We start from the raw sequence: 16,840 nt of genomic DNA, 5'->3' as shown, positions 1-16,840 counted from the left end.
ATTTCGTCCAGGGTCGCGTCCGTTGCCGATGCCCCCGCGGGCAGGGCGCCGGGGGCCCGGGCCTGGAGGTGATCGGCCAGGGCCTGCAGGCGCCGGCTTCGCGGGGGCGGGGGCAGGTAGAGGGCCAGTTCCACCGGAGGCGGTTCCCAGGCCTGCAGGATCCGCCGTAGCCGTGCCTGCAGGCCGTGTTTCGGGCATTGCGCATACCAGCGGGGCAGCAGGCCGATGCCGCCTTGGTCGGCAATGGCCCCGGCCAGCATGGGCAGGGTGTCCAGGGTCATGCGCGCCTCGGGGGTGAGGTTCACTTCCTCCCCGGAGGGGCGGTGGCGCAGGGGGATGGTCTGCGTCCCCTTGAGCAGCATCCAGGGGCAGGCGGCAAGGGCCTCCGGGGCAACGGCGTCGGGGCAATCGGCCCCGGCGGCGGCATAGATCTCCTGGCGCCATGCCCCCAGGGGGATGCGATGCAGGCCCGGCACCTCCTCCCGGGCGCAGCACAGCCACAGGTCCACGCGGGCCGGGTCCGGCCGGGTGCCCGCCGGGATCCAGGTCACCTCCATGCGGATGCCGGGATGGCGGTCCAGGAAGGCATTCAGGGCCTGTGTGGCCCAATGGATCCCCAGTCCATGGCCGATGCCCACGCGCAGGGTCCCGGTCATGGTCTCCCGCGTGGCCTCCACGGCCAGGTGGGCCTGATGCGCCAGATCCAGGATGCGCCGGCCGTAACGGGCGTATTCCCGTCCGGCCTCGGTGAGCGCCAGGCGGCCGCCCTCGGGCCGGGTGAGGCGGTGGCCCAGGGCGTTCTCCAGGCTGGCCAGGCGCCGGCTCAGGGTGGACTTGGGGCAGCCCAGATGCCCGGCCGCCGCGCTCAGGGTGCCGTGTTGTTGCAGGGCCAGGAGGGCCCGCAGGGCGTCGAAGTCATGCATGGCGTTGCGTTTCGTGGACGGAGCGTTCCATCTTTTGGGGTGTTGTCCGGGGCCGGTCTCCATTCTAATGAAATGCAAATGAATCGCATTGCGATTTCTTTTCATTCGGAGAAAGGCATGATCGGGAAGAAAACCGAAACGGTACGGGGCCGGTGGCGGGCAGCCGGGGGGCATCGGGGCATGCTGCCGGCGCTCTGTCTGGCGGTGTGTGCGGGTCAGGCCGCGGCGGAAGGGACCACGGGGGAGGCCCTGGTGCTGGACGAGATCGGCGTCACCTCCCATGCCGGGGGCGGTCCCGGGCAGCGGGAGATCCGCCCCAGGCCCCAGTCGCGGGATACCAAGGACCTGTTCCGGGATGCGCCCGCCGTGGAGGTGGGCGGCGGTACCCCCGCGGCGCAGCGCCTCTATCTGCGCGGTATCGAGGGCAGCAATGTGAATGTCTCCGTGGACGGGGCCCGGCAGGGGCAGGATCTCTTCCAGCACCGGGGCGGGGTCACCGGCCTCGCTCCGGAGCTGCTCAAGCGCGTGGAGGTGCAGACCCTGCCCTCGGCGGATCAGGGGGCCGGGGCCCTGGGCGGGAGCATCCGCTTCGAAACGGTGGACGCCCAGGACCTGCTGGAACCGGGCCGGGACCGGGGGGCCCTGGTGCGTGGCGGCCTGAGTACGGTGGACCAGGGCTATCGTCACGGGGTCACGGCCTTCGGTGAGACCTCCGGCGGGCTGGGGATGCTGGTGAATCACAGCCGCACCCTGTTCGATCCTTATGAGGACGGCGATGGCCGGGCGGTGACCGGTTCCGAAGGGGAGGTGGAAGACCTCTTCGCCAAGGCCAGCCTGCTCCATGGAAGCGGCCACCGATTGCGCCTGAGTGCGGAGCGTCTGCGGGATGAGGGGTTGTACACGGGGGACTGGGCCTATGACGGTGGGGCACGGTCTCCCACCCACCAGGTCACCGAACGGAACAGCTATGTCCTGGATCACCGCTATGCAGCGCCGGGACAGGATCTCATCCACTGGCGGGCCAATCTCTACCAGAACGAGCAGACCCTGGAGCTCTGGGGCCATCGCATGGAGAGCAAGGGCCAGGGAGTGGATCTGCGCAATGTCTTTCACCTGCGGATGGGGGGCGTGCTCAACGCCCTCACCGTGGGGGCCTCCCTGGATCGGGAGGAAGGGCGGCAGACGGCCCTGTCGGGCGGGGGCAACAGCGCCCGGGTGGATATGGAGACCCGGGGTCTGTATCTGCAGAACCGGCTCATGGCGGGGCGCTGGCATCTGTCCCTGGGGGTGCGCCATGACGATTTCGATACCCGTTTTGGGGCTGTGCGCCTGAACGGGGACGAGCTCTCACCGAGTCTGGGGGCGGAGGTGGATCTGGGCCGTGGGTTCTCGGCGTTCGCCGGCTATGGCGAGGCCACCCGCGGTACCGGCACCGTGCCCATCGGCTGGCTGGCGGACACCGTCCCCGGCGCCGGGGTCAACCAGGTACCGGATAAGCCCCGCTACGGGCAGGACCTGCAGCCGGAGCGTTCCCGTACCCGGGAGTTGGGGGGGCGTTTCGAGGGGCGGGGGGTGCTGCGTGCCGGCGACCATTTCCACATGCAGGTGTCCTTCTTCGATACCGAGATCGAGGACTGGATCGTGGCCGAGGGCGGGCGCCGGGGTGAGCCGGTGACCGGCTTCTACAACGATGAAGGCATCCAAAGCGAAGGCCACGAGATCCGCGCTGGCTGGGGGCTGGGGGGATTCGAGACCCGTCTGGGCTATCTCCATGCCAAGACCCGCAACGATCGCGGGGAGGCCGTGGGCTTCTCCCGCCGCAAGGGGGTCAGCCTGGGGGACCGCCTCACCTGGGGCAGCACCTGGGCGCTGCATGAGCACCTGAGCCTGGGATACACCCTGCAATGGGTGGATGCCGTGCACCGGGATGAGGTGACGCGGGACGGCTATCGCGTCCACGACGTGCATCTCCAGTGGCATCCCGGATTCGCGCGGCGGCTGGAGCTGCAGCTGGCGGTGAACAACCTGCTGGATGAGCAGTACAGCAGCCAGGCCTCGGCGGGCACGGATGCCGAGGCGGCCCCGGAACCGGGGCGGGATGTGCGCCTCAGCGCGCGTTACCGTTTTTGATCCGTGAAGCGATGCATGAACCCTTGCCCGAAACCCCGATTGGAGACAGATCCATGCCCACTGTTTTAAGGTATATCGTAACCCTGCCCCTGTTCACGGTCCTGCTGCTGATGCAGGGCCCGCTGCAGGGCAGGGAGGCCGACGGGGCAGAAGCCGCCGGCGGGACCCTGCCCATCAAGATCATCGCCCTGGATGGAGAGGTGCGCACGGCCACCCTGGAGGATGTCTACCGGCATCACGGTCATCCCTGTCCGCCGGTCACGGTTACCTACCTGGCCCTGCGCCATGCCCTGGAGCGGCTGTACGATGCGGGGGAGACCCCCCGTGCCGGGGATCTGGCGGTGCTCAGTCCGGTCTATTCCCGGGGCGCGGCGGACGTGCTGGAGCGGGTCCTGGGGGCGCAGCACGCCGTCGGGTCCGCTGGGGCCCCCTCCCCGCTGACCTCGGCCGCCGACCTGCAACTGCGGGTGATCCGCCTGTCCACCGGGGAAGGGGTGAACGTGCGCCTGGCGCCCGGGGTCTGGCCACAGGGGTGGTTCCAGTTGCGGGAACGGCGCATGCAGGGGGAGATCACCCCGGAGGAGACCCGGCGGCTGCGCCAGGGCTGGACCGAGGTGGTGCAGGGCTTCCCCGGCCGATCCCCCCAGGCCCTGTTCGTCGAAGCGCCGGTGACGCGGGTGGGGCTCTGGATGCCCACCGCTACCACGGGCTATGACAGCGAGTGACTCAATATGAATGAGATCAGCCAAGACGCCGCCGGCCCCCTCGCGGGGCTCGGATCCCTGGTGGAAGTGGGGGGGCCGGTGGTGGCCATCCTCCTGGGGATGTCCGTGGTGGCCCTGACCGTGATCCTGGCCAAGCTCTGGCAGTTCGCCCGGCTGCGGCTCGGGGACCGGCGCAGCCTGGACGCGGCCCTGGAGCACTGGGAGGCGGGACGGGCCGAGGCGGCCCTGGAGGTGCTGGCCGGGTCCCGCAGTCCGGCGGCGCGGGTGCTGGAACAGGCCATGGGCGGGCAGATGGACCCGCAGATGTCCGAGGCCCTGGTGCGGGAGGAGGTGGCCCGGGTGGCCGGGGGCTGGCTGGAGACCCTGCGGGGGCAGTTCCGCACCCTGGAGGTGATCGGCAGCCTGGCCCCGCTGCTGGGCCTTCTGGGTACGGTCCTGGGCATGATCTCCGCCTTCCAGGCCCTGGAGGCGGCGGGCAGTCAGGTGGATCCGGCCATCCTCTCCGGCGGCATCTGGGTGGCCCTGAGCACCACGGCGGTGGGGCTGGCGGTGGCCATCCCGGTGGTGGCGGTGCTCAACGCCCTGGAGCGCTGGCTGGAACGCTTCCGCCACCGCATGCAGGACGCCGTCACCCGGGTGTTCACGGCCCGTTCCGGCGCCGCGACACCGCAGCCGCGCAGTACCCCCGCGCGGCTCCATCCGGTGTCCGGCGAGGACGCCCCGGGCGGCGGCAGGCAGGACGAGCGGAAACGGGCGAGTGGCCATGGAGATTGAGGCCCCGCCCCCGCGGCGGCGCGCTCTCATCAGCCTCACGCCGCTGATCGACGTGGTGTTCATCCTCCTGGTCTTCTTCATGCTGGCCTCCAGCTTCCTGGACTGGCGGCTGCTGCCGCTGCACGCCGCCTCGGGCAAGGCCCCGGCCACGGCGGAGCAGACGGTGCTGCGGGTGCAGATTGCCGCCGATGGGGCCATCCGTCTGGAAGGGCGGACGATGGCACCGGGCGGACTCACCCGGGCCCTGGTCGCGCGGCTGGCGGAGGCGCCGGAGCGGGCCGTGGTGGTGCAGCCCGAGGGGGATGTGCCCCTGCAGCGGCTGGTGGCCGTACTGGACCAGGTGCGCGCCGCCGGGGCCTCCCAGGTCACCCTGGCGGAGGACTGAGGCCATGCAATTGCCCCCCATGCCGCCGCGGCGTGGTGATGATGAATCCCATCTGATCCCCCTGATCAACATCGTCTTCCTGCTGCTGATCTTCTTCCTGCTGGCCGGGGCCATCACCCGGCCCGATCCCTTCGCCGTAAAGGCCCCGGTCTCGGAGCGGAATGAGACCCGTGCCGGGGAGGCCCGCCTGGTCCTGCTGCACCGGGACGGGCGTCTGGCCCTGGATGGGGAGCCCCTGGAGCGGCAGGCCCTGATGACGCACCTCGTCCGGGCGGTGGAGGCGGCCGGCGAGGAAGGGGAGGGGATCACTCTGTATCTGCGGGCCGACCGCCGGGTCTCCTCCGCCAGGCTGCTGGCCCTCACCCGGCAATTGCAGGAGACGGGGGTGGCGCGGATCTTCCTCCAGACCCTCGACGGGGGCGGGGCGCCATGAGCCTGCGCCCGGGACACTGGGCCCTGGCCCTCATCCTGGCCCTGGCCCTGCATGCCGGGGCCGGGTGGTTGCTGGTGCGTCAGGAACCGGACCCCCGGGGACAGCCGGGGACGGCGGATACCGGCATGCGGATCCAGGTGGCGGGTCGGTCCGGGGGGGAAGGGGACCAGGCCCCCGGGACGGAGGCGGCCGAACCCGAACCCGAACCCGAACCCGAGCCCGAACCCGAGCCCGAGCCGGGACCCCGGGGTGCAACGGCGGCCTCCCGTTCCGCAGAGGCCACCGCGCCCGGTGCATCCCCCTCCAGGGAGGAGCAGACCGGGGCCCAGGCCGCCGGCGGGGCGGCGGGGGAGGAGATCCGGCGGGATTACGCCCGGCAGCTACAGGCCTGGCTGGAGCGGCACAAGCGTTACCCGCGTCAGGCCCGTTTCCGGCGCCAGGAGGGGACGGTGACGGTGCGTTTCGTGGTGGACCGGGCGGGCCGTGTGCGCGCCCACGAAGTGGTGCAGTCTTCGGGCTATCCCGCACTGGACCGGGAGGTGGAGGCGATGCTGGAGCGGGCCCGGCCCCTGCCGGCGATGCCGGCGGATCTCCCCGGCGCTCGCTTCACCGTGGTGATGCCCGTGCGTTTCAGCCTGCGTTGAGGAAGGCCTTTTCGGGGGCGGGGACGAAGCGGCCGGCTTCCATGTGTAGCGGCGTGCCGCCGAGCCGCTGGCGCTGCGCGGCGTCGTGGCTCACCCACAGGGCCCCGGCATCGTGGGTGGTCAGGTACTCCCGCACCAGGGCCTCCACCCGCCGGGTGTTCTCCGGGTCCAGATTGGCGGTGGGCTCGTCCAGCAGCAGCACCCGGGGGCGCAGGGCCAAAAGACGTGCCAGGGCCAGTCGCTGGCGTTCCCCGCTGGAGAGCCGGTCCACCCCCCAGTCCGTCACCTCCATGGGGAATCCCAGACCCTCCAGCCAGTCCCGGTCCACCCGCTGCAGGTGTTCCCCCACCGTATCTGCCCACCAGGCCGGCTCCGCCGGCAGGTAGCCCACCTGACTTCGCCAGCGGGCCGGGGTGAGGGTTTCCCGCCTCCGGCCTTCCAGGGCCACCTGCCCGGTGTTTTGGTCCAGATCGGCGATGGCCCGCAGCAGCAGGGACTTCCCCGCCCCCGAGGCACCGGCAATCTGCATGACCTCACCGGCATGCAGTTCCAGTTGTACCGGACCCAGGCCGGCGAAGCGCAGGTCCCGCAGGGACAGCAGCGCAGAAGTGATGTTGGTCATGGGCAGCGATGATATCCGTCCCGGACCCGCCCCGTCCCGGTTGCAGTGCCCTGGGGGATTGTATACGGTCAATCGGGCGGCCTTCCCGGGGGCGGATGATGCGAGACCGAGGAGAACCACGCCCCATCCGGGGCGGCCGCGGCATCGATCATCACCATAACAGGAGCCGAGAATATGAGCGATCACCACATCAGCCGTCGCAAGTTCCTCAAGGCCGGTACCTGCGGTCTGGCCGCCGTGCCCATGGCCGGACTGGTCTGGAGCAGCAATGCCCAGGCCCAGGAGCGGCTCAAGGAGGATGACCCCTCGGCCCAGGCGCTGCACTATGTGCACAACGCCGCGGATGCGGATCACGCCGACTATCAGCAGGGCCAGACCTGCCTGAACTGCGATCTCTATACCGATCCCAACGCCCAGGACTGGGGCCCCTGTGCCGTGTTCCCCGGCAAGGTGGTGGCCGCCGGGGGCTGGTGCAGCGCCTACGTGCCGCGCAGCTGAGCCCGGCCCCACGCCGTTGCCGTGCGCGCCCTGTGCGCGGCAACGGCGGACCTCATGATGTATCGCACGGGGCCCGTTCCACGCGCACGCGCCCCGTTTGGCTGATGATGACCTTTCGTCCCTGATCTCCTTGACAGAGCCGGAAGGTGCCCATCTGCAGCGCCCCGTTCAACTGCCGGGTCTGTCCGTCCGGCTGGTAGGCCACGTAGCGCGCCAGGCCCTTGCCGGTGTGGATGGCCACGGCTCCCCGGGGGCCGGCCCAGGCACGCAGCACCGGGGCCTGGGTTTCCAGGGCGGGGACGGTCTCCGGAGCCGGGCGCAGGATCCAGCCCCGATGGTAGGGTACCTTGGCGCAGACGCGGCCATCGGTGGAAGGGCAGAGCACCACCCCTTCGCCCCGCTTCACCGCCGCAAAGCGCGCCGCAGTCAGGGCCTGTATCAGGGTGTTGGTGGCGGCAGCCAGACGCTGCTCCCCCAGGAGTGTGGCCCAGCCCGGGATCACCAGTGTGGTGAGCACCACCATCAGGGTCAGGGTGACGAGCAGTTCCATGAGGGTGTATCCCTTCGTTTGCGTGGACATCCTGTCCTCCGTTTCCCGGCCTTTGCTCAAGAATAGTCCCGTGATGAGGCCCGGGCAATCTGCAGGGGGACGCTTGCCGGCCGCGCTATACTGGAAGTCCGGGGCCTCCGTGGTCCGCTCGGTGTTTCGGGGGAGGAGTGCATGAACCTGGTGAACGGCGCCCTGCTGGTGGGCCTGGGTCTGTTTCTGGCGGGCTATGTCCTGGTGGCCCGACAGGGGTTCTGGCGGGGCTGGCTCTGGGGGCTGGTGACCCTGGTGCCGGGGCCGTCCCTGGCCTTCGTGCTGCTCCACTGGCGCGTGGCGCGCCTGGGTTTCGTCCTTGGGGTCATGGGTCTGGTGGTGGTGGCCGGGGCCCTCTACGGCGGCGCGGACCGGACGCTGGAGCGCCTGATGGGGCGTGCCGGCATGGAGACGGAGATCGCCGTACCCTTGCCCCGGCCCCAGGATCTGGATGTACCCAACGAGGCCCAGGTGCGCCGCCTGGAGGAGCAGACCGGGGCCCCTCTGGAGATGCTGGATTTCGATCCCTATGCCCTGGAGCGGGTGCAGCCCCTGCCCCCCGAGGACAGTCTGGAACCGCGGCCGCCGCGGCAGCGGGCCTTCCGCCCGGCAGGGATCGCGGAACTGCCCCGGCTGGAGGGGGAACGTCTGCGCGTGACCCTGGAGAACGGCGAGGTGCTGGAGGGCACCCTGGACCGGGCCGATGTGGATTCACTGCACCTGCAGCGGGCCTATCGCGGGGGCTCGGCCACCTTCGAGTATGCCTATGAGGAGATCCGCCGCGTGGAGGTCTGGGACGTGAAGGGGGCCGCGCCCCGGTCCGCCGGGCCGGATCCGGAAGGGGAGAGCTGAACGCGATGCAGTGCTACGTCTACCGCAGCCCGCGCCGGGCCGATACCTACATCTATCTGCCCCGACGGGACGGGTTCTCCGCCGTACCGGAGCCCTTGATGCGCCTCTTCGGCCCGCCGGAGTTGGCCCTGGAGATCGTCCTCACGCCGCAACGGAAACTGGCCCGGGAGGAGGCCGGCCAGGTCCTGGGCAATCTCCTGCGCCAGGGGTTTCACCTGCAGATCCCCAGCGAGAACGAACGCCCCGCCTGAAGGTCCGGAGCTCCCCTTCAGGCGCCCTCGTGTTCCAGGATGTCCGTGTCCTCGTGGCTGTAGGCGGGGGCGCAGGCGCAGAGGATGCGCAGGGGCACGCTGCCGGTGTTGCGCACCCGGTGCGGGGTGCCCGGCGGGATGCGCACCGTGTCCCCGGTGGTGACGGGGAACTCCTCGGCATCCAGACGCATCATCCCCTCCCCCTGGGTGAAGTGGTAGATCTCCTCGGTGACGCGGTGGCGGTGCAGCTCCGTGCGCGCCCCCGGCTCCACCCGGGCCTCGGCCAGGCTCTGCCCGCCTTCGCCGTGCAGGCGGGGGTGCATGAGTTCGCGGATCTCGGAACCGTCCAGGGTGCGGTAGGGGGCGATCTCCTCGTAGCGGGTCTTCATGGTGGCTGCTCCTCGCGGCGCCCGTGGCTGGCGTCCCAGTGTGCCGCCCCCCGTCCCCGGCGGCAAGCGCGGCGCTGCGGGGTGTATAGGTGCAGTGGTCTGCCAGGCTTCCGCCCGGGTGTCTGGGATGTGCTTGAGCCTTCCGTCTTGCAGGCCTAAAATATATACATTCACGTACACACGCGCGGGGTGATCCATGGAAACACGCACGACCCGGGTCTTCACCAACGGGAACAGTCAGGCCATTCGCATCCCTGCAGAGTTTCGGATCAACACCGATCGTGTCCGCATCTCCCGCACCGAGGCAGGTGATCTGGTGATCCATCCCTTGCCTGCGCAACGTGGTTCGGCGTTGATGCAGACCCTGCAGGCCCTGTGCGAGGTGGACGAGGCCTTCGTGGCCGCCCTGGAGGCCGATCGGAACGATCCCTTGCCCATGCAGGAGCGGGAGGCCATGTGACCTATCTGCTCGATACCAACATCCTGATTTACCTGATCAAAAATCGACCGCCTGGTATCGGGCAGTATATCGATGCACTGCCCGTGGACGACAGCTTGTGCATGTCTTTTGTCACCTGGGCCGAATTGCTCAAAGGGGCCGAACGAAGCACCCGCAAAACAGAAGTCCTGCAACGCCTGGAAGCCCTGGCCCGGCAGGTGCCCGTTCTCTATCCTTCGGGAGCGGCCATCTGCCACCACTATGCCGAGCAGGCAACGCGCCTCAAGGAAAGCGGCACCCCCATCGGCGCCAACGATTTATGGATCGCCTGCCACGCATTGGCCGAAGACGCCATCCTCGTGACCCACAATACCCGCGAGTTCAGTCGCATCGCCGGGCTGAGGATCGAGGATTGGGTGGCATCTGCTGGAGCTGGAACCTGATACGGTGCCAGGGAGCCGTTCATGGGATGGTCGATCTGGACCCCGTGAAGGCGAAGATGGATTTCGCCACCCTGGTCGATGAGTTGATGCAGCAGTTCACGATCCCTGCGGGGGTGCAGGTTAGGATCTCGGTCGAAATCGGAGTCACCAGTCCGGATGGTTTCGATGAGCAGCTCCAGCGCACGGTCAAGGAAAACTGTCATGTATTGAAGTTCGGATCGTCCGGGTTCGAGGAATAACGCGCTCGTCGGGTGGGCCCGGCATCGGCCTTCAGGTTGGGCAAGGATGCGGCACCTGTGTGCATCGGGCCGTTCTGCCGCCCCGGGGCGTGTATGCGCGCCCCCGGCCAGGGGGTATAATCGGCGCCCCTCCTTGTTGCAATCGCCTCCCCGGAAGGCCGATACCCCATGACGGACAAGCTTCGCAATATCGCCATCATCGCCCACGTGGACCACGGCAAGACCACCCTGGTGGACAAGCTGCTGCAGCAGTCGGGCACTCTGGACGCCCGCGCCCAGGTGGTGGAGCGCATGATGGATTCCAACGCCCTGGAGAAGGAACGGGGCATCACCATCCTGGCCAAGAACACGGCCCTGGACTGGAACGGATACCGCATCAACGTGGTGGACACCCCCGGCCACGCCGACTTCGGCGGCGAGGTGGAGCGGGTGCTGTCCATGGTGGATTCGGTGCTGCTGCTGGTGGATGCGGTGGACGGCCCCATGCCCCAGACCCGCTTTGTCACCGCCAAGGCCTTCGCCATGGGCTTCAAGCCCATCGTGGTGATCAACAAGATCGACCGCCCCGGGGCCCGGCCCCACTGGGTGGTGGACCAGATCTTTGACCTGTTCGACCGCCTGGGGGCCGACGAGGACCAGCTGGACTTCCCGGTGGTGTACTGCTCCGCCCTCAGGGGTTTTGCGGGCCTGGAGCATGATGTGACCGAGGGGGACATGACGCCCCTGTTCCAGACCATTGTGGACCGGGTGCCGCCGCCGGCGGTGGACCCGGACGGCCCCTTTCAGTTGCAGGTCTCCTCCCTGGACTACAACACTTATCAGGGGCTTTTGGGCATCGGCCGCATCACCCGCGGCAAGGTCCGCACCAATACCGCCGTCAAGGTGATGGACCGGGAGGGTAACGTGCGCAACGGCCGCATCCTGCAGATCCTGGGCTTTCGCGGCCTGGAGCGGGTGGAGGTGCCGGAGGCGGGCGCCGGGGACATCATCGCCTTCAGCGGCATGGAGGAGCTGTACATCTCCGACACCCTCTGCGATCCCGCCGCCGTGGAGCCCCTCAAGGCCCTGACCGTGGACGAGCCCACGGTGAACATGACCTTCCAGGTGAACACCTCGCCGTTTGCCGGCCGCGACGGCAAGTATGTCACCTCCCGCAACCTGCGCGAGCGGCTCATGGAGGAGCTCAAGCACAACGTGGCCCTGCGGGTGGAGGATACCGACGATCCGGACAAGTTCCGGGTGTCGGGCCGGGGCGAGCTGCACCTGTCCATCCTCATCGAGAACATGCGCCGCGAGGGCTACGAGCTGGGGGTGTCCCGGCCCGAGGTGATCGTGCGCGAGAAGGACGGGGTGAAGGAGGAACCCTACGAGATGGTGACCGTGGATGTGGAAGAGGAGCACCAGGGGGCCATCATGGAGAAGCTGGGGGCCCGCCGCGGTGAGATGCTGGACATGATCCCGGACGGCAAGGGCCGGGTGCGCCTGGATTTTCGCGTGCCCTCCCGGGGCCTGATCGGCTTCCAGACGGAGTTCCTCACCGCCACCTCCGGCACGGGCATCCTGCACCATGTCTTCGACAGCTACGGGCCCTACCGTCCCGGGGCCGTGGCGCCGCGCAACAATGGCGTGCTCATCGCCAACGGGGCCGGCAAGGCCCTGGGGTTTGCCCTGTTCAACCTGCAGGACCGGGGTCGGATGTTCATCGGTCCCGGGGAGGAGGTGTACGAGGGCATGATCATCGGCATCCACAGCCGCGACAATGACCTGGTGGTGAACCCCCTCAAGGCCAAGCAGCTCACCAACATCCGCGCCGCCGGTTCCGATGAGAACATCATCCTCACGCCCCCCATGCGGCTGTCCCTGGAACAGGCCCTGGAGTTCATCGAGGACGACGAGCTGGTGGAGGTGACCCCCGGGGCCATCCGCCTGCGCAAGAAGCTGCTGCTGGAGCACGAGCGCAAGCGCGCGGCCCGGGCGGCGGGCTGAGCCCATAAAAAAGGCCCCGCCCCCGCGGGCGGGGGTGGGGCCGGAGGAGGGTGCTGCGCCGTGCGGCCGGGGCTTATTTCGGTTCCGGCTTCAGGCCCAGGTTCTTCCAGATGGCCTGGATGGGGCCGGCCTGGTTCATGGTGTAGAAGTGCAGCCCCGGCGCACCGGCCTCCAGCAGGCGGGCGCACAGGTCGGTGACCACCTCCTCGCCGAAGGCGCGGATGGAGGCGGTGTCCTCGCCGTAGGCCTCCAGGCGCTTGCGGATCCAGCGGGGGATCTCGGCGCCGCAGGTATCGGAGAAGCGGGCCAGCTGCTTGTAGTTGGTGATGGGCATGATCCCCGGCACGATGGGGATGTCGATGTCCCGTCGCTCGCAATCGTCCACGAAGCGGAAATAGGCCTCCGGCGCATAGAAGTACTGGGTGATGGCGGAATTGGCCCCGGCCTTCACCTTGCGCGCGAAGTTATCCATGTCCTTGAAGGCGTCGGGGGCCTGGGGATGGATCTCCGGATAGGCGGCCACCTCCAGGCTGAAGTGATCCCCGGTCTCCTTGCGGATGAATTCCACCAGCTCGTTGGCGTAGCGGAACTCGCCGGGGTCGCGCATGCCCGAGGGCAGGTCGCCGCGCAGGGCGACGATGTGGCGCAGGCCGTTGTCCTTGTACATCTGCAGGATGCCGCGCATCTGCTCCGCGGTGGAGTCGATGCAGGACAGGTGCGGCGCCGCATCCACGCCGGAGCTCTTGTGGATCTCCAGCACGGTCTCCAGGGTGCGTGCCTGGGTGGAGCCGCCGGCACCGTAGGTGACGGAGAAGAAACGGGGATTCAGCTGGGCCAGCTGGGTCCAGGTCTCCCGGAGTTTGCGGGCGCCCTCGTCGTTTTTGGGCGGGAAGAACTCGAAGCTGAAGGTGCGTTCGAATCGCTTCTGGGATTTCATGGGTCGTTCCTCGCAGTGGTTGCGGGGTGGGGCTTCATCCCGCCGGTTGCCGGGCGCGTGTGCCACGCATCCGAACCCTTCGGGCGGATGGTGCGGTCCCGGAGCCCGCCTTGTGGGCGGTTCACCGGCCGGGTGAATACGAACAGGGAAGAAGGACGGCGGGTGGGGCAGTGCGGGGCACGGTGGGTGCCGCGGACAATGAACGGCCCCAGCAGGATGCCGGGGCCGCCCGAGGGCACCGCCCGGGTGGGCGGTGCCAGGCTCGCGTGCCGCGCCCGGGGTACACCAGGTGACCCCAAGCCCACGGCGCCGCGATCAGTACCGGTAGTGTTCCGGCTTGAAGGGCCCTTCGATGGGCAGGCCCAGGTACTTGGCCTGATCTTCGGTGAGCTTGGTCAGCTTGGCGCCGATCTTGCCAAGGTGCAGCTCGGCCACCTTCTCGTCCAGGTGCTTGGGCAGGATGTACACGTCGTTTTCGTACTTGTCACCGTGCTGCCACAGCTCGATCTGGGCCAGGGTCTGGTTCGTGAAGGAGTTGGACATCACGAAGCTGGGGTGACCCGTGCCGCAACCCAGGTTCACCAGGCGGCCTTCGGCCAGCAGGATGATGCGGTTGCCCTTGGGGAAGATGATGTGGTCCACCTGGGGCTTGATGTTCTCCCACTGGTACTTGCGCAGACCGGCGACGTCGATCTCGGAGTCGAAGTGGCCGATGTTGCAGACGATGGACTGGTCCTTCATGCGGGACATGTGATCGGCGGTGATCACGTCCTTGTTGCCGGTGGCGGTGACGAAGATGTCGGCCTTGTCGCAGGCCTCATCCATGGTCACCACGCGGAAGCCTTCCATCGCCGCCTGCAGGGCGCAGATGGGGTCGATCTCGGTGACCCACACCTCGGCGGACAGGGCACGCAGGGACTGGGCGGCGCCCTTGCCCACGTCACCGTAGCCGCAGACCACGGCGCGCTTGCCGGCCACCATCACGTCGGTGGCGCGCTTGATGGCGTCCACGGTGGACTCGCGGCAGCCGTACAGGTTGTCGAACTTGGACTTGGTGACGGAGTCGTTGACGTTGATGGCCGGGAACGGCAGGGAGCCTTCCTTGGCCATCTGGTACAGACGGTGCACGCCGGTGGTGGTCTCCTCGGTGACGCCCTGGATGTTCTTCAGGACGTTGGAGTACCAGCCGGGCTGGGTCTTCAGGCGTTCCTTGATCTGGGCGAACAGGACGCGCTCTTCCTCGTTGGTGGGGTTTTCCACCACGGAGGGATCCTTCTCGGCGCGGGAGCCCAGGTGGATCAGCAGGGTGGCGTCGCCGCCATCGTCCAGGATCATGTTGGGCGTGCCGCCGTCGGACCATTCAAAGATGCGGTGGCAGAACTGCCAGTACTCTTCCAGGCTTTCCCCCTTGTAGGCGAACACGGGGGTGCCACCGGCGGCGATGGCGGCCGCGGCGTGGTCCTGGGTGGAGAAGATGTTGCAGGACGCCCAGCGCACGTCGGCGCCCAGGGCCTTCAGGGTCTCGATGAGCACAGCCGTCTGGATGGTCATGTGCAGGCTGCCGGCGATGCGGGCGCCCTTCAGCGGCTGGGACTTGGCGTATTCTTCACGGGTCGCCATCAGGCCGGGCATTTCCGTCTCGGCGATGGCGATTTCCTTGCGGCCGAAGTCGGCCTGGTTGATGTCGGCGACAACGTAGTCGGGGTTGCGGGTATCTACGACTGCGTTCATGAACACACTCCTCTTACTTGGGCGAGTGCGATGCGCGGTCGGAGAGGAGAAGAAGGTAGGGAACTCGACTCGCCGACCACTTGCATCGCGGGTACAGCGAGCGCCGTTTTGGGAGGTGTCTGAGCCTGGCGGATTCGAGGATCCGTTGCAGCGCTCCTCAGACAACGCAGATCAGTATAGCGCAAAGTGATGAATATTTCATGTCCCGTGCGGGTAATCGCCCGGCAGGGGATGCAAAGGAGGGGGCGGGGCAATGTCATCCCCCTCCTTATGTTTTCGCCCGGCGGATCCTCAACGTCCTGAGGCCGGGCCGTTTTCAGACCTCCGGTTCCAGACCGGCGGGCAGGTCCCCGGCACTGGATGCGGGCAGTTGGCCGATGAGATCCTGCAGGGCCTCCTGCACCACTTCTTCCACCACCGGGTGATAGAAGGGCATGGCCAGCAGCTGCTGCGCCGTCTCTCCCCGCTGGATGGCCCAGGCCAGCAGATGGCCCAGGTGCTCGCCGCCGGCGGCGGAGAGGGCGGCGCCCCGCAGACGGCCGGTGTCGGCGTCGGCATAGAGGCGCACCATGCTGTTCTGGGCCTCCAGGATCACGGAGCGGCCGTTGCCACTGCCCTCGGCGGTGCCCACCACCACCCGCTCCGGGTCCAGTTCCGACAAAGGCGTGCCCACGGAGACGATGTCGGGCTGGGTGAAGGCGATGGCCAGGGGGGTGCGGCGGCGGAAGCGCTGGGATGTCCCCCGGGCGGCGTTGTAGCCGGCGATGCTGCCCTCGTCGGCCGCCTCGTGCATGAGCAGGCGCCGGCCATTGGCGTCGCCGACGATAAAGACGGGCAGATCGCCCACCCGCATCGTGGCCGGGTCCACCGGCGGCAGGCCGTCGTCCGCCAGGGGCAGGACGTTCCCTTCCGGATCCAGGGTGTCGATATTGGAGCGCCGTCCCATGGCGGCCAGGATGCGTTCCACCTTCTCCTGTCCCTGAGCGGTCTCCATGCGCACCCCGTCTGCCTCCGGGGTGAGCCGGGCGGCCTCCTCCAGCCACATGGGCAGGTCCCCGGAGAACTGCTCCACCACCCGCTGCCCCAGTTCCGGGTCTGTCAGGCCCGCGGGCCAGCGGGCGATGTCCGAACCCACCACATGCACGCCGAGGCGGGCTAGGGCCAGCCCCATCTCCAGGCCGATGGCCCCCAGGCCCAGGACCCCCAGGGAGCGGGGCAGGGTCTCCAGTTCGAACAGCTCGTCGGTGGTGATCACCCGGTCCCCCAGGTCATCCAGCCACTTCGGCTTCACCGGGCGGGAGCCGTTGGCGATGATCACCGCCCCGGCGCGCACCGTGCAGGGGCCCTGCGGCCCGTCCACTTCCACCACCGTGGGTTCCCGCAGCCGCGCCGGGCCCTCCAGCAGGTGCTCCCCCATGGCCTTGCGCGAGTTCTCCGCCGTGCGTCCGGCGAAGCGGTCGCGCATGGTCCGTACCCTGGCCCAGGCGGCATCGGGGTCCACGCTCAGGTGCTCCGTTCCGCGCACGCCGTGCTCCGCCATGGGTCTGCGGTCGGCCCAGAGATGGGCCGCGTGCAGGGCCACCTTGGAGGGCATGCAGCCCACGCGGGCGCAGGTGGTCCCCAGGGGGCCGGGGTCGATCATCACAAAGGATTTGCCGGCGCGGCGCACCTGACGCATGGCGAAGAGGCCGGCGGTGCCGGCGCCGATGACGGCGACATCTACTTGGATTTCACGGGTCATGGGGATGGATCCGATTGGGTTCGCTGGAATCATCCCAAAATAAGTGTTGGCTGATGGGGATGCAATGACCCCTGATGGGCGGTGGCGTCCCGGGACCAGGGTACTGTGCGCCACACGG

At 68.6% G+C, this 16,840-nt stretch carries 20 protein-coding genes and 1 riboswitch; of the genes, 13 read left to right on the top strand and 7 right to left on the bottom strand.

The window, feature by feature from the left end:
- The coding region (locus CKO33_RS10445; protein WP_200182182.1) for a LysR family transcriptional regulator at nt 1-923 on the bottom strand (923 nt) is incomplete at its 3' end.
- A 180-nt stretch (nt 924-1,103) separates the two neighbouring features.
- On the opposite strand from CKO33_RS10445, the gene CKO33_RS10440 reads away from it, so the two are divergent.
- The 6 genes from CKO33_RS10440 to CKO33_RS10415 are packed head-to-tail and all read left to right on the top strand — an operon-like array spanning nt 1,104 to nt 6,014.
- Nucleotides 1,104-3,053 carry a TonB-dependent receptor domain-containing protein gene (locus tag CKO33_RS10440; RefSeq protein ID WP_200182181.1) on the top strand — a complete coding sequence of 650 codons (1,950 nt, stop codon included), beginning with the start codon at nt 1,104-1,106 and terminating at the stop codon, nt 3,051-3,053.
- Nucleotides 3,054-3,106: 53 nt separating this feature from the next.
- Nucleotides 3,107-3,778 carry an FmdE family protein gene (locus tag CKO33_RS10435; RefSeq protein ID WP_200182180.1) on the top strand — a complete coding sequence of 224 codons (672 nt, stop codon included), beginning with the start codon at nt 3,107-3,109 and terminating at the stop codon, nt 3,776-3,778.
- A gap of 6 nt (nt 3,779-3,784) precedes the next feature.
- Complete coding sequence (locus tag CKO33_RS13880; RefSeq protein ID WP_200182179.1) at nt 3,785-4,552, top strand: MotA/TolQ/ExbB proton channel family protein; 768 nt, start codon at nt 3,785-3,787, stop codon at nt 4,550-4,552.
- A complete protein-coding gene (locus CKO33_RS10425) occupies nt 4,542-4,937 on the top strand; it encodes an ExbD/TolR family protein (protein ID WP_242472587.1) in 396 nt (131 codons plus the stop codon). Before CKO33_RS13880 ends, CKO33_RS10425 begins: the two co-directional genes overlap by 11 nt.
- Before the next feature lie 4 nt (nt 4,938-4,941).
- Entirely contained in the window at nt 4,942-5,370 is a 429-nt protein-coding gene (locus tag CKO33_RS10420; protein WP_200182177.1) for an ExbD/TolR family protein, read from the top strand.
- Nucleotides 5,367-6,014 (top strand): energy transducer TonB, encoded by a 648-nt coding sequence (locus tag CKO33_RS10415; RefSeq protein ID WP_242472585.1) that lies wholly within the window; start codon nt 5,367-5,369, stop codon nt 6,012-6,014. The genes CKO33_RS10420 and CKO33_RS10415 overlap by 4 nt, the downstream gene beginning before the upstream one ends.
- On the opposite strand, the gene CKO33_RS10410 is transcribed toward CKO33_RS10415, so the two are convergent.
- Entirely contained in the window at nt 6,001-6,636 is a 636-nt protein-coding gene (locus tag CKO33_RS10410) for an ABC transporter ATP-binding protein (protein ID WP_200182176.1), read from the bottom strand. The genes CKO33_RS10415 and CKO33_RS10410 overlap by 14 nt on opposite strands.
- A 174-nt stretch (nt 6,637-6,810) precedes the next feature.
- Between CKO33_RS10410 and CKO33_RS10405 the strand changes: the two genes are divergently transcribed.
- Complete coding sequence (locus CKO33_RS10405) at nt 6,811-7,134, top strand: high-potential iron-sulfur protein (RefSeq protein ID WP_200182175.1); 324 nt, start codon at nt 6,811-6,813, stop codon at nt 7,132-7,134.
- 52 nt (nt 7,135-7,186) lie between these two features.
- Here CKO33_RS10405 and CKO33_RS10400 read toward each other — a convergent pair whose 3' ends face one another.
- A complete protein-coding gene (locus CKO33_RS10400) occupies nt 7,187-7,714 on the bottom strand; it encodes a GspH/FimT family pseudopilin (protein ID WP_200182174.1) in 528 nt (175 codons plus the stop codon).
- 141 nt (nt 7,715-7,855) lie between these two features.
- Between CKO33_RS10400 and CKO33_RS10395 the strand changes: the two genes are divergently transcribed.
- Both CKO33_RS10395 and CKO33_RS10390 read left to right on the top strand, forming a co-directional pair.
- Complete coding sequence (locus tag CKO33_RS10395; RefSeq protein ID WP_200182173.1) at nt 7,856-8,566, top strand: hypothetical protein; 711 nt, start codon at nt 7,856-7,858, stop codon at nt 8,564-8,566.
- Between the two features lie 5 nt (nt 8,567-8,571).
- A complete protein-coding gene (locus CKO33_RS10390) occupies nt 8,572-8,817 on the top strand; it encodes a YcgL domain-containing protein (RefSeq protein WP_200182172.1) in 246 nt (81 codons plus the stop codon).
- A gap of 17 nt (nt 8,818-8,834) precedes the next feature.
- On the opposite strand, the gene CKO33_RS10385 is transcribed toward CKO33_RS10390, so the two are convergent.
- Complete coding sequence (locus CKO33_RS10385) at nt 8,835-9,206, bottom strand: cupin domain-containing protein (protein ID WP_200182171.1); 372 nt, start codon at nt 9,204-9,206, stop codon at nt 8,835-8,837.
- A 196-nt stretch (nt 9,207-9,402) separates the two neighbouring features.
- On the opposite strand from CKO33_RS10385, the gene CKO33_RS10380 reads away from it, so the two are divergent.
- The 4 genes from CKO33_RS10380 to typA all read left to right on the top strand — a co-directional run bounded on the left by CKO33_RS10380 (nt 9,403) and on the right by typA (nt 12,313).
- A complete protein-coding gene (locus tag CKO33_RS10380; RefSeq protein WP_200182170.1) occupies nt 9,403-9,666 on the top strand; it encodes an antitoxin in 264 nt (87 codons plus the stop codon).
- Nucleotides 9,663-10,088, top strand: a complete 426-nt coding sequence (locus CKO33_RS10375; RefSeq protein WP_200182169.1) for a PIN domain-containing protein — start codon at nt 9,663-9,665, stop codon at nt 10,086-10,088. Before CKO33_RS10380 ends, CKO33_RS10375 begins: the two co-directional genes overlap by 4 nt.
- Nucleotides 10,089-10,114: 26 nt before the next feature.
- Nucleotides 10,115-10,327 carry a hypothetical protein gene (locus CKO33_RS10370; protein ID WP_200182168.1) on the top strand — a complete coding sequence of 71 codons (213 nt, stop codon included), beginning with the start codon at nt 10,115-10,117 and terminating at the stop codon, nt 10,325-10,327.
- A gap of 168 nt (nt 10,328-10,495) precedes the next feature.
- A complete protein-coding gene (typA, locus tag CKO33_RS10365) occupies nt 10,496-12,313 on the top strand; it encodes a translational GTPase TypA (protein WP_200182167.1) in 1,818 nt (605 codons plus the stop codon).
- 73 nt (nt 12,314-12,386) lie between these two features.
- Here typA and metF read toward each other — a convergent pair whose 3' ends face one another.
- From metF to CKO33_RS10350, 3 genes are all read right to left on the bottom strand, one after another.
- A complete protein-coding gene (gene metF, locus CKO33_RS10360) occupies nt 12,387-13,250 on the bottom strand; it encodes a methylenetetrahydrofolate reductase [NAD(P)H] (RefSeq protein ID WP_200182166.1) in 864 nt (287 codons plus the stop codon).
- Nucleotides 13,251-13,565: 315 nt separating this feature from the next.
- Nucleotides 13,566-14,981: an adenosylhomocysteinase gene (gene ahcY, locus CKO33_RS10355; protein ID WP_200182165.1), complete on the bottom strand. Its 1,416-nt coding sequence runs from the start codon at nt 14,979-14,981 to the stop codon at nt 13,566-13,568.
- Between the two features lie 91 nt (nt 14,982-15,072).
- Nucleotides 15,073-15,146, bottom strand: a riboswitch (S-adenosyl-L-homocysteine riboswitch).
- Between the two features lie 151 nt (nt 15,147-15,297).
- The gene (locus CKO33_RS10350) at nt 15,298-16,722 is read right to left on the bottom strand and encodes a dihydrolipoyl dehydrogenase (RefSeq protein WP_200182164.1); all 1,425 of its coding nucleotides are present in this window, start codon (nt 16,720-16,722) and stop codon (nt 15,298-15,300) included.
- Between the last annotated feature and the right edge of the window lie 118 nt (nt 16,723-16,840).

Origin of the sequence: Ectothiorhodospira mobilis, assembly GCF_016584115.1 — a bacterium.
Classification (GTDB): domain Bacteria; phylum Pseudomonadota; class Gammaproteobacteria; order Ectothiorhodospirales; family Ectothiorhodospiraceae; genus Ectothiorhodospira; species Ectothiorhodospira mobilis.
The sequence above is the reverse complement of the archived record's forward strand: the minus strand, read 5'-3'. Positions and strand labels throughout refer to the sequence as shown.

Coding starts and splice junctions, on each gene's coding strand:
- CKO33_RS10440 (WP_200182181.1), top strand. CDS start 1,104: ATGCTGCCGGCGCTCTGTCTGGCGGTGTGTGCGGGTCAGGCCGCGGCG.
- CKO33_RS10435 (WP_200182180.1), top strand. CDS start 3,107: ATGCCCACTGTTTTAAGGTATATCGTAACCCTGCCCCTGTTCACGGTC.
- CKO33_RS13880 (WP_200182179.1), top strand. CDS start 3,785: ATGAATGAGATCAGCCAAGACGCCGCCGGCCCCCTCGCGGGGCTCGGA.
- CKO33_RS10425 (WP_242472587.1), top strand. CDS start 4,542: ATGGAGATTGAGGCCCCGCCCCCGCGGCGGCGCGCTCTCATCAGCCTC.
- CKO33_RS10420 (WP_200182177.1), top strand. CDS start 4,942: ATGCAATTGCCCCCCATGCCGCCGCGGCGTGGTGATGATGAATCCCAT.
- CKO33_RS10415 (WP_242472585.1), top strand. CDS start 5,367: ATGAGCCTGCGCCCGGGACACTGGGCCCTGGCCCTCATCCTGGCCCTG.
- CKO33_RS10410 (WP_200182176.1), bottom strand. CDS start 6,636: ATGACCAACATCACTTCTGCGCTGCTGTCCCTGCGGGACCTGCGCTTC.
- CKO33_RS10405 (WP_200182175.1), top strand. CDS start 6,811: ATGAGCGATCACCACATCAGCCGTCGCAAGTTCCTCAAGGCCGGTACC.
- CKO33_RS10400 (WP_200182174.1), bottom strand. CDS start 7,714: ATGTCCACGCAAACGAAGGGATACACCCTCATGGAACTGCTCGTCACC.
- CKO33_RS10395 (WP_200182173.1), top strand. CDS start 7,856: ATGAACCTGGTGAACGGCGCCCTGCTGGTGGGCCTGGGTCTGTTTCTG.
- CKO33_RS10390 (WP_200182172.1), top strand. CDS start 8,572: ATGCAGTGCTACGTCTACCGCAGCCCGCGCCGGGCCGATACCTACATC.
- CKO33_RS10385 (WP_200182171.1), bottom strand. CDS start 9,206: ATGAAGACCCGCTACGAGGAGATCGCCCCCTACCGCACCCTGGACGGT.
- CKO33_RS10380 (WP_200182170.1), top strand. CDS start 9,403: ATGGAAACACGCACGACCCGGGTCTTCACCAACGGGAACAGTCAGGCC.
- CKO33_RS10370 (WP_200182168.1), top strand. CDS start 10,115: ATGGTCGATCTGGACCCCGTGAAGGCGAAGATGGATTTCGCCACCCTG.
- typA (WP_200182167.1), top strand. CDS start 10,496: ATGACGGACAAGCTTCGCAATATCGCCATCATCGCCCACGTGGACCAC.
- metF (WP_200182166.1), bottom strand. CDS start 13,250: ATGAAATCCCAGAAGCGATTCGAACGCACCTTCAGCTTCGAGTTCTTC.
- ahcY (WP_200182165.1), bottom strand. CDS start 14,981: ATGAACGCAGTCGTAGATACCCGCAACCCCGACTACGTTGTCGCCGAC.
- CKO33_RS10350 (WP_200182164.1), bottom strand. CDS start 16,722: ATGACCCGTGAAATCCAAGTAGATGTCGCCGTCATCGGCGCCGGCACC.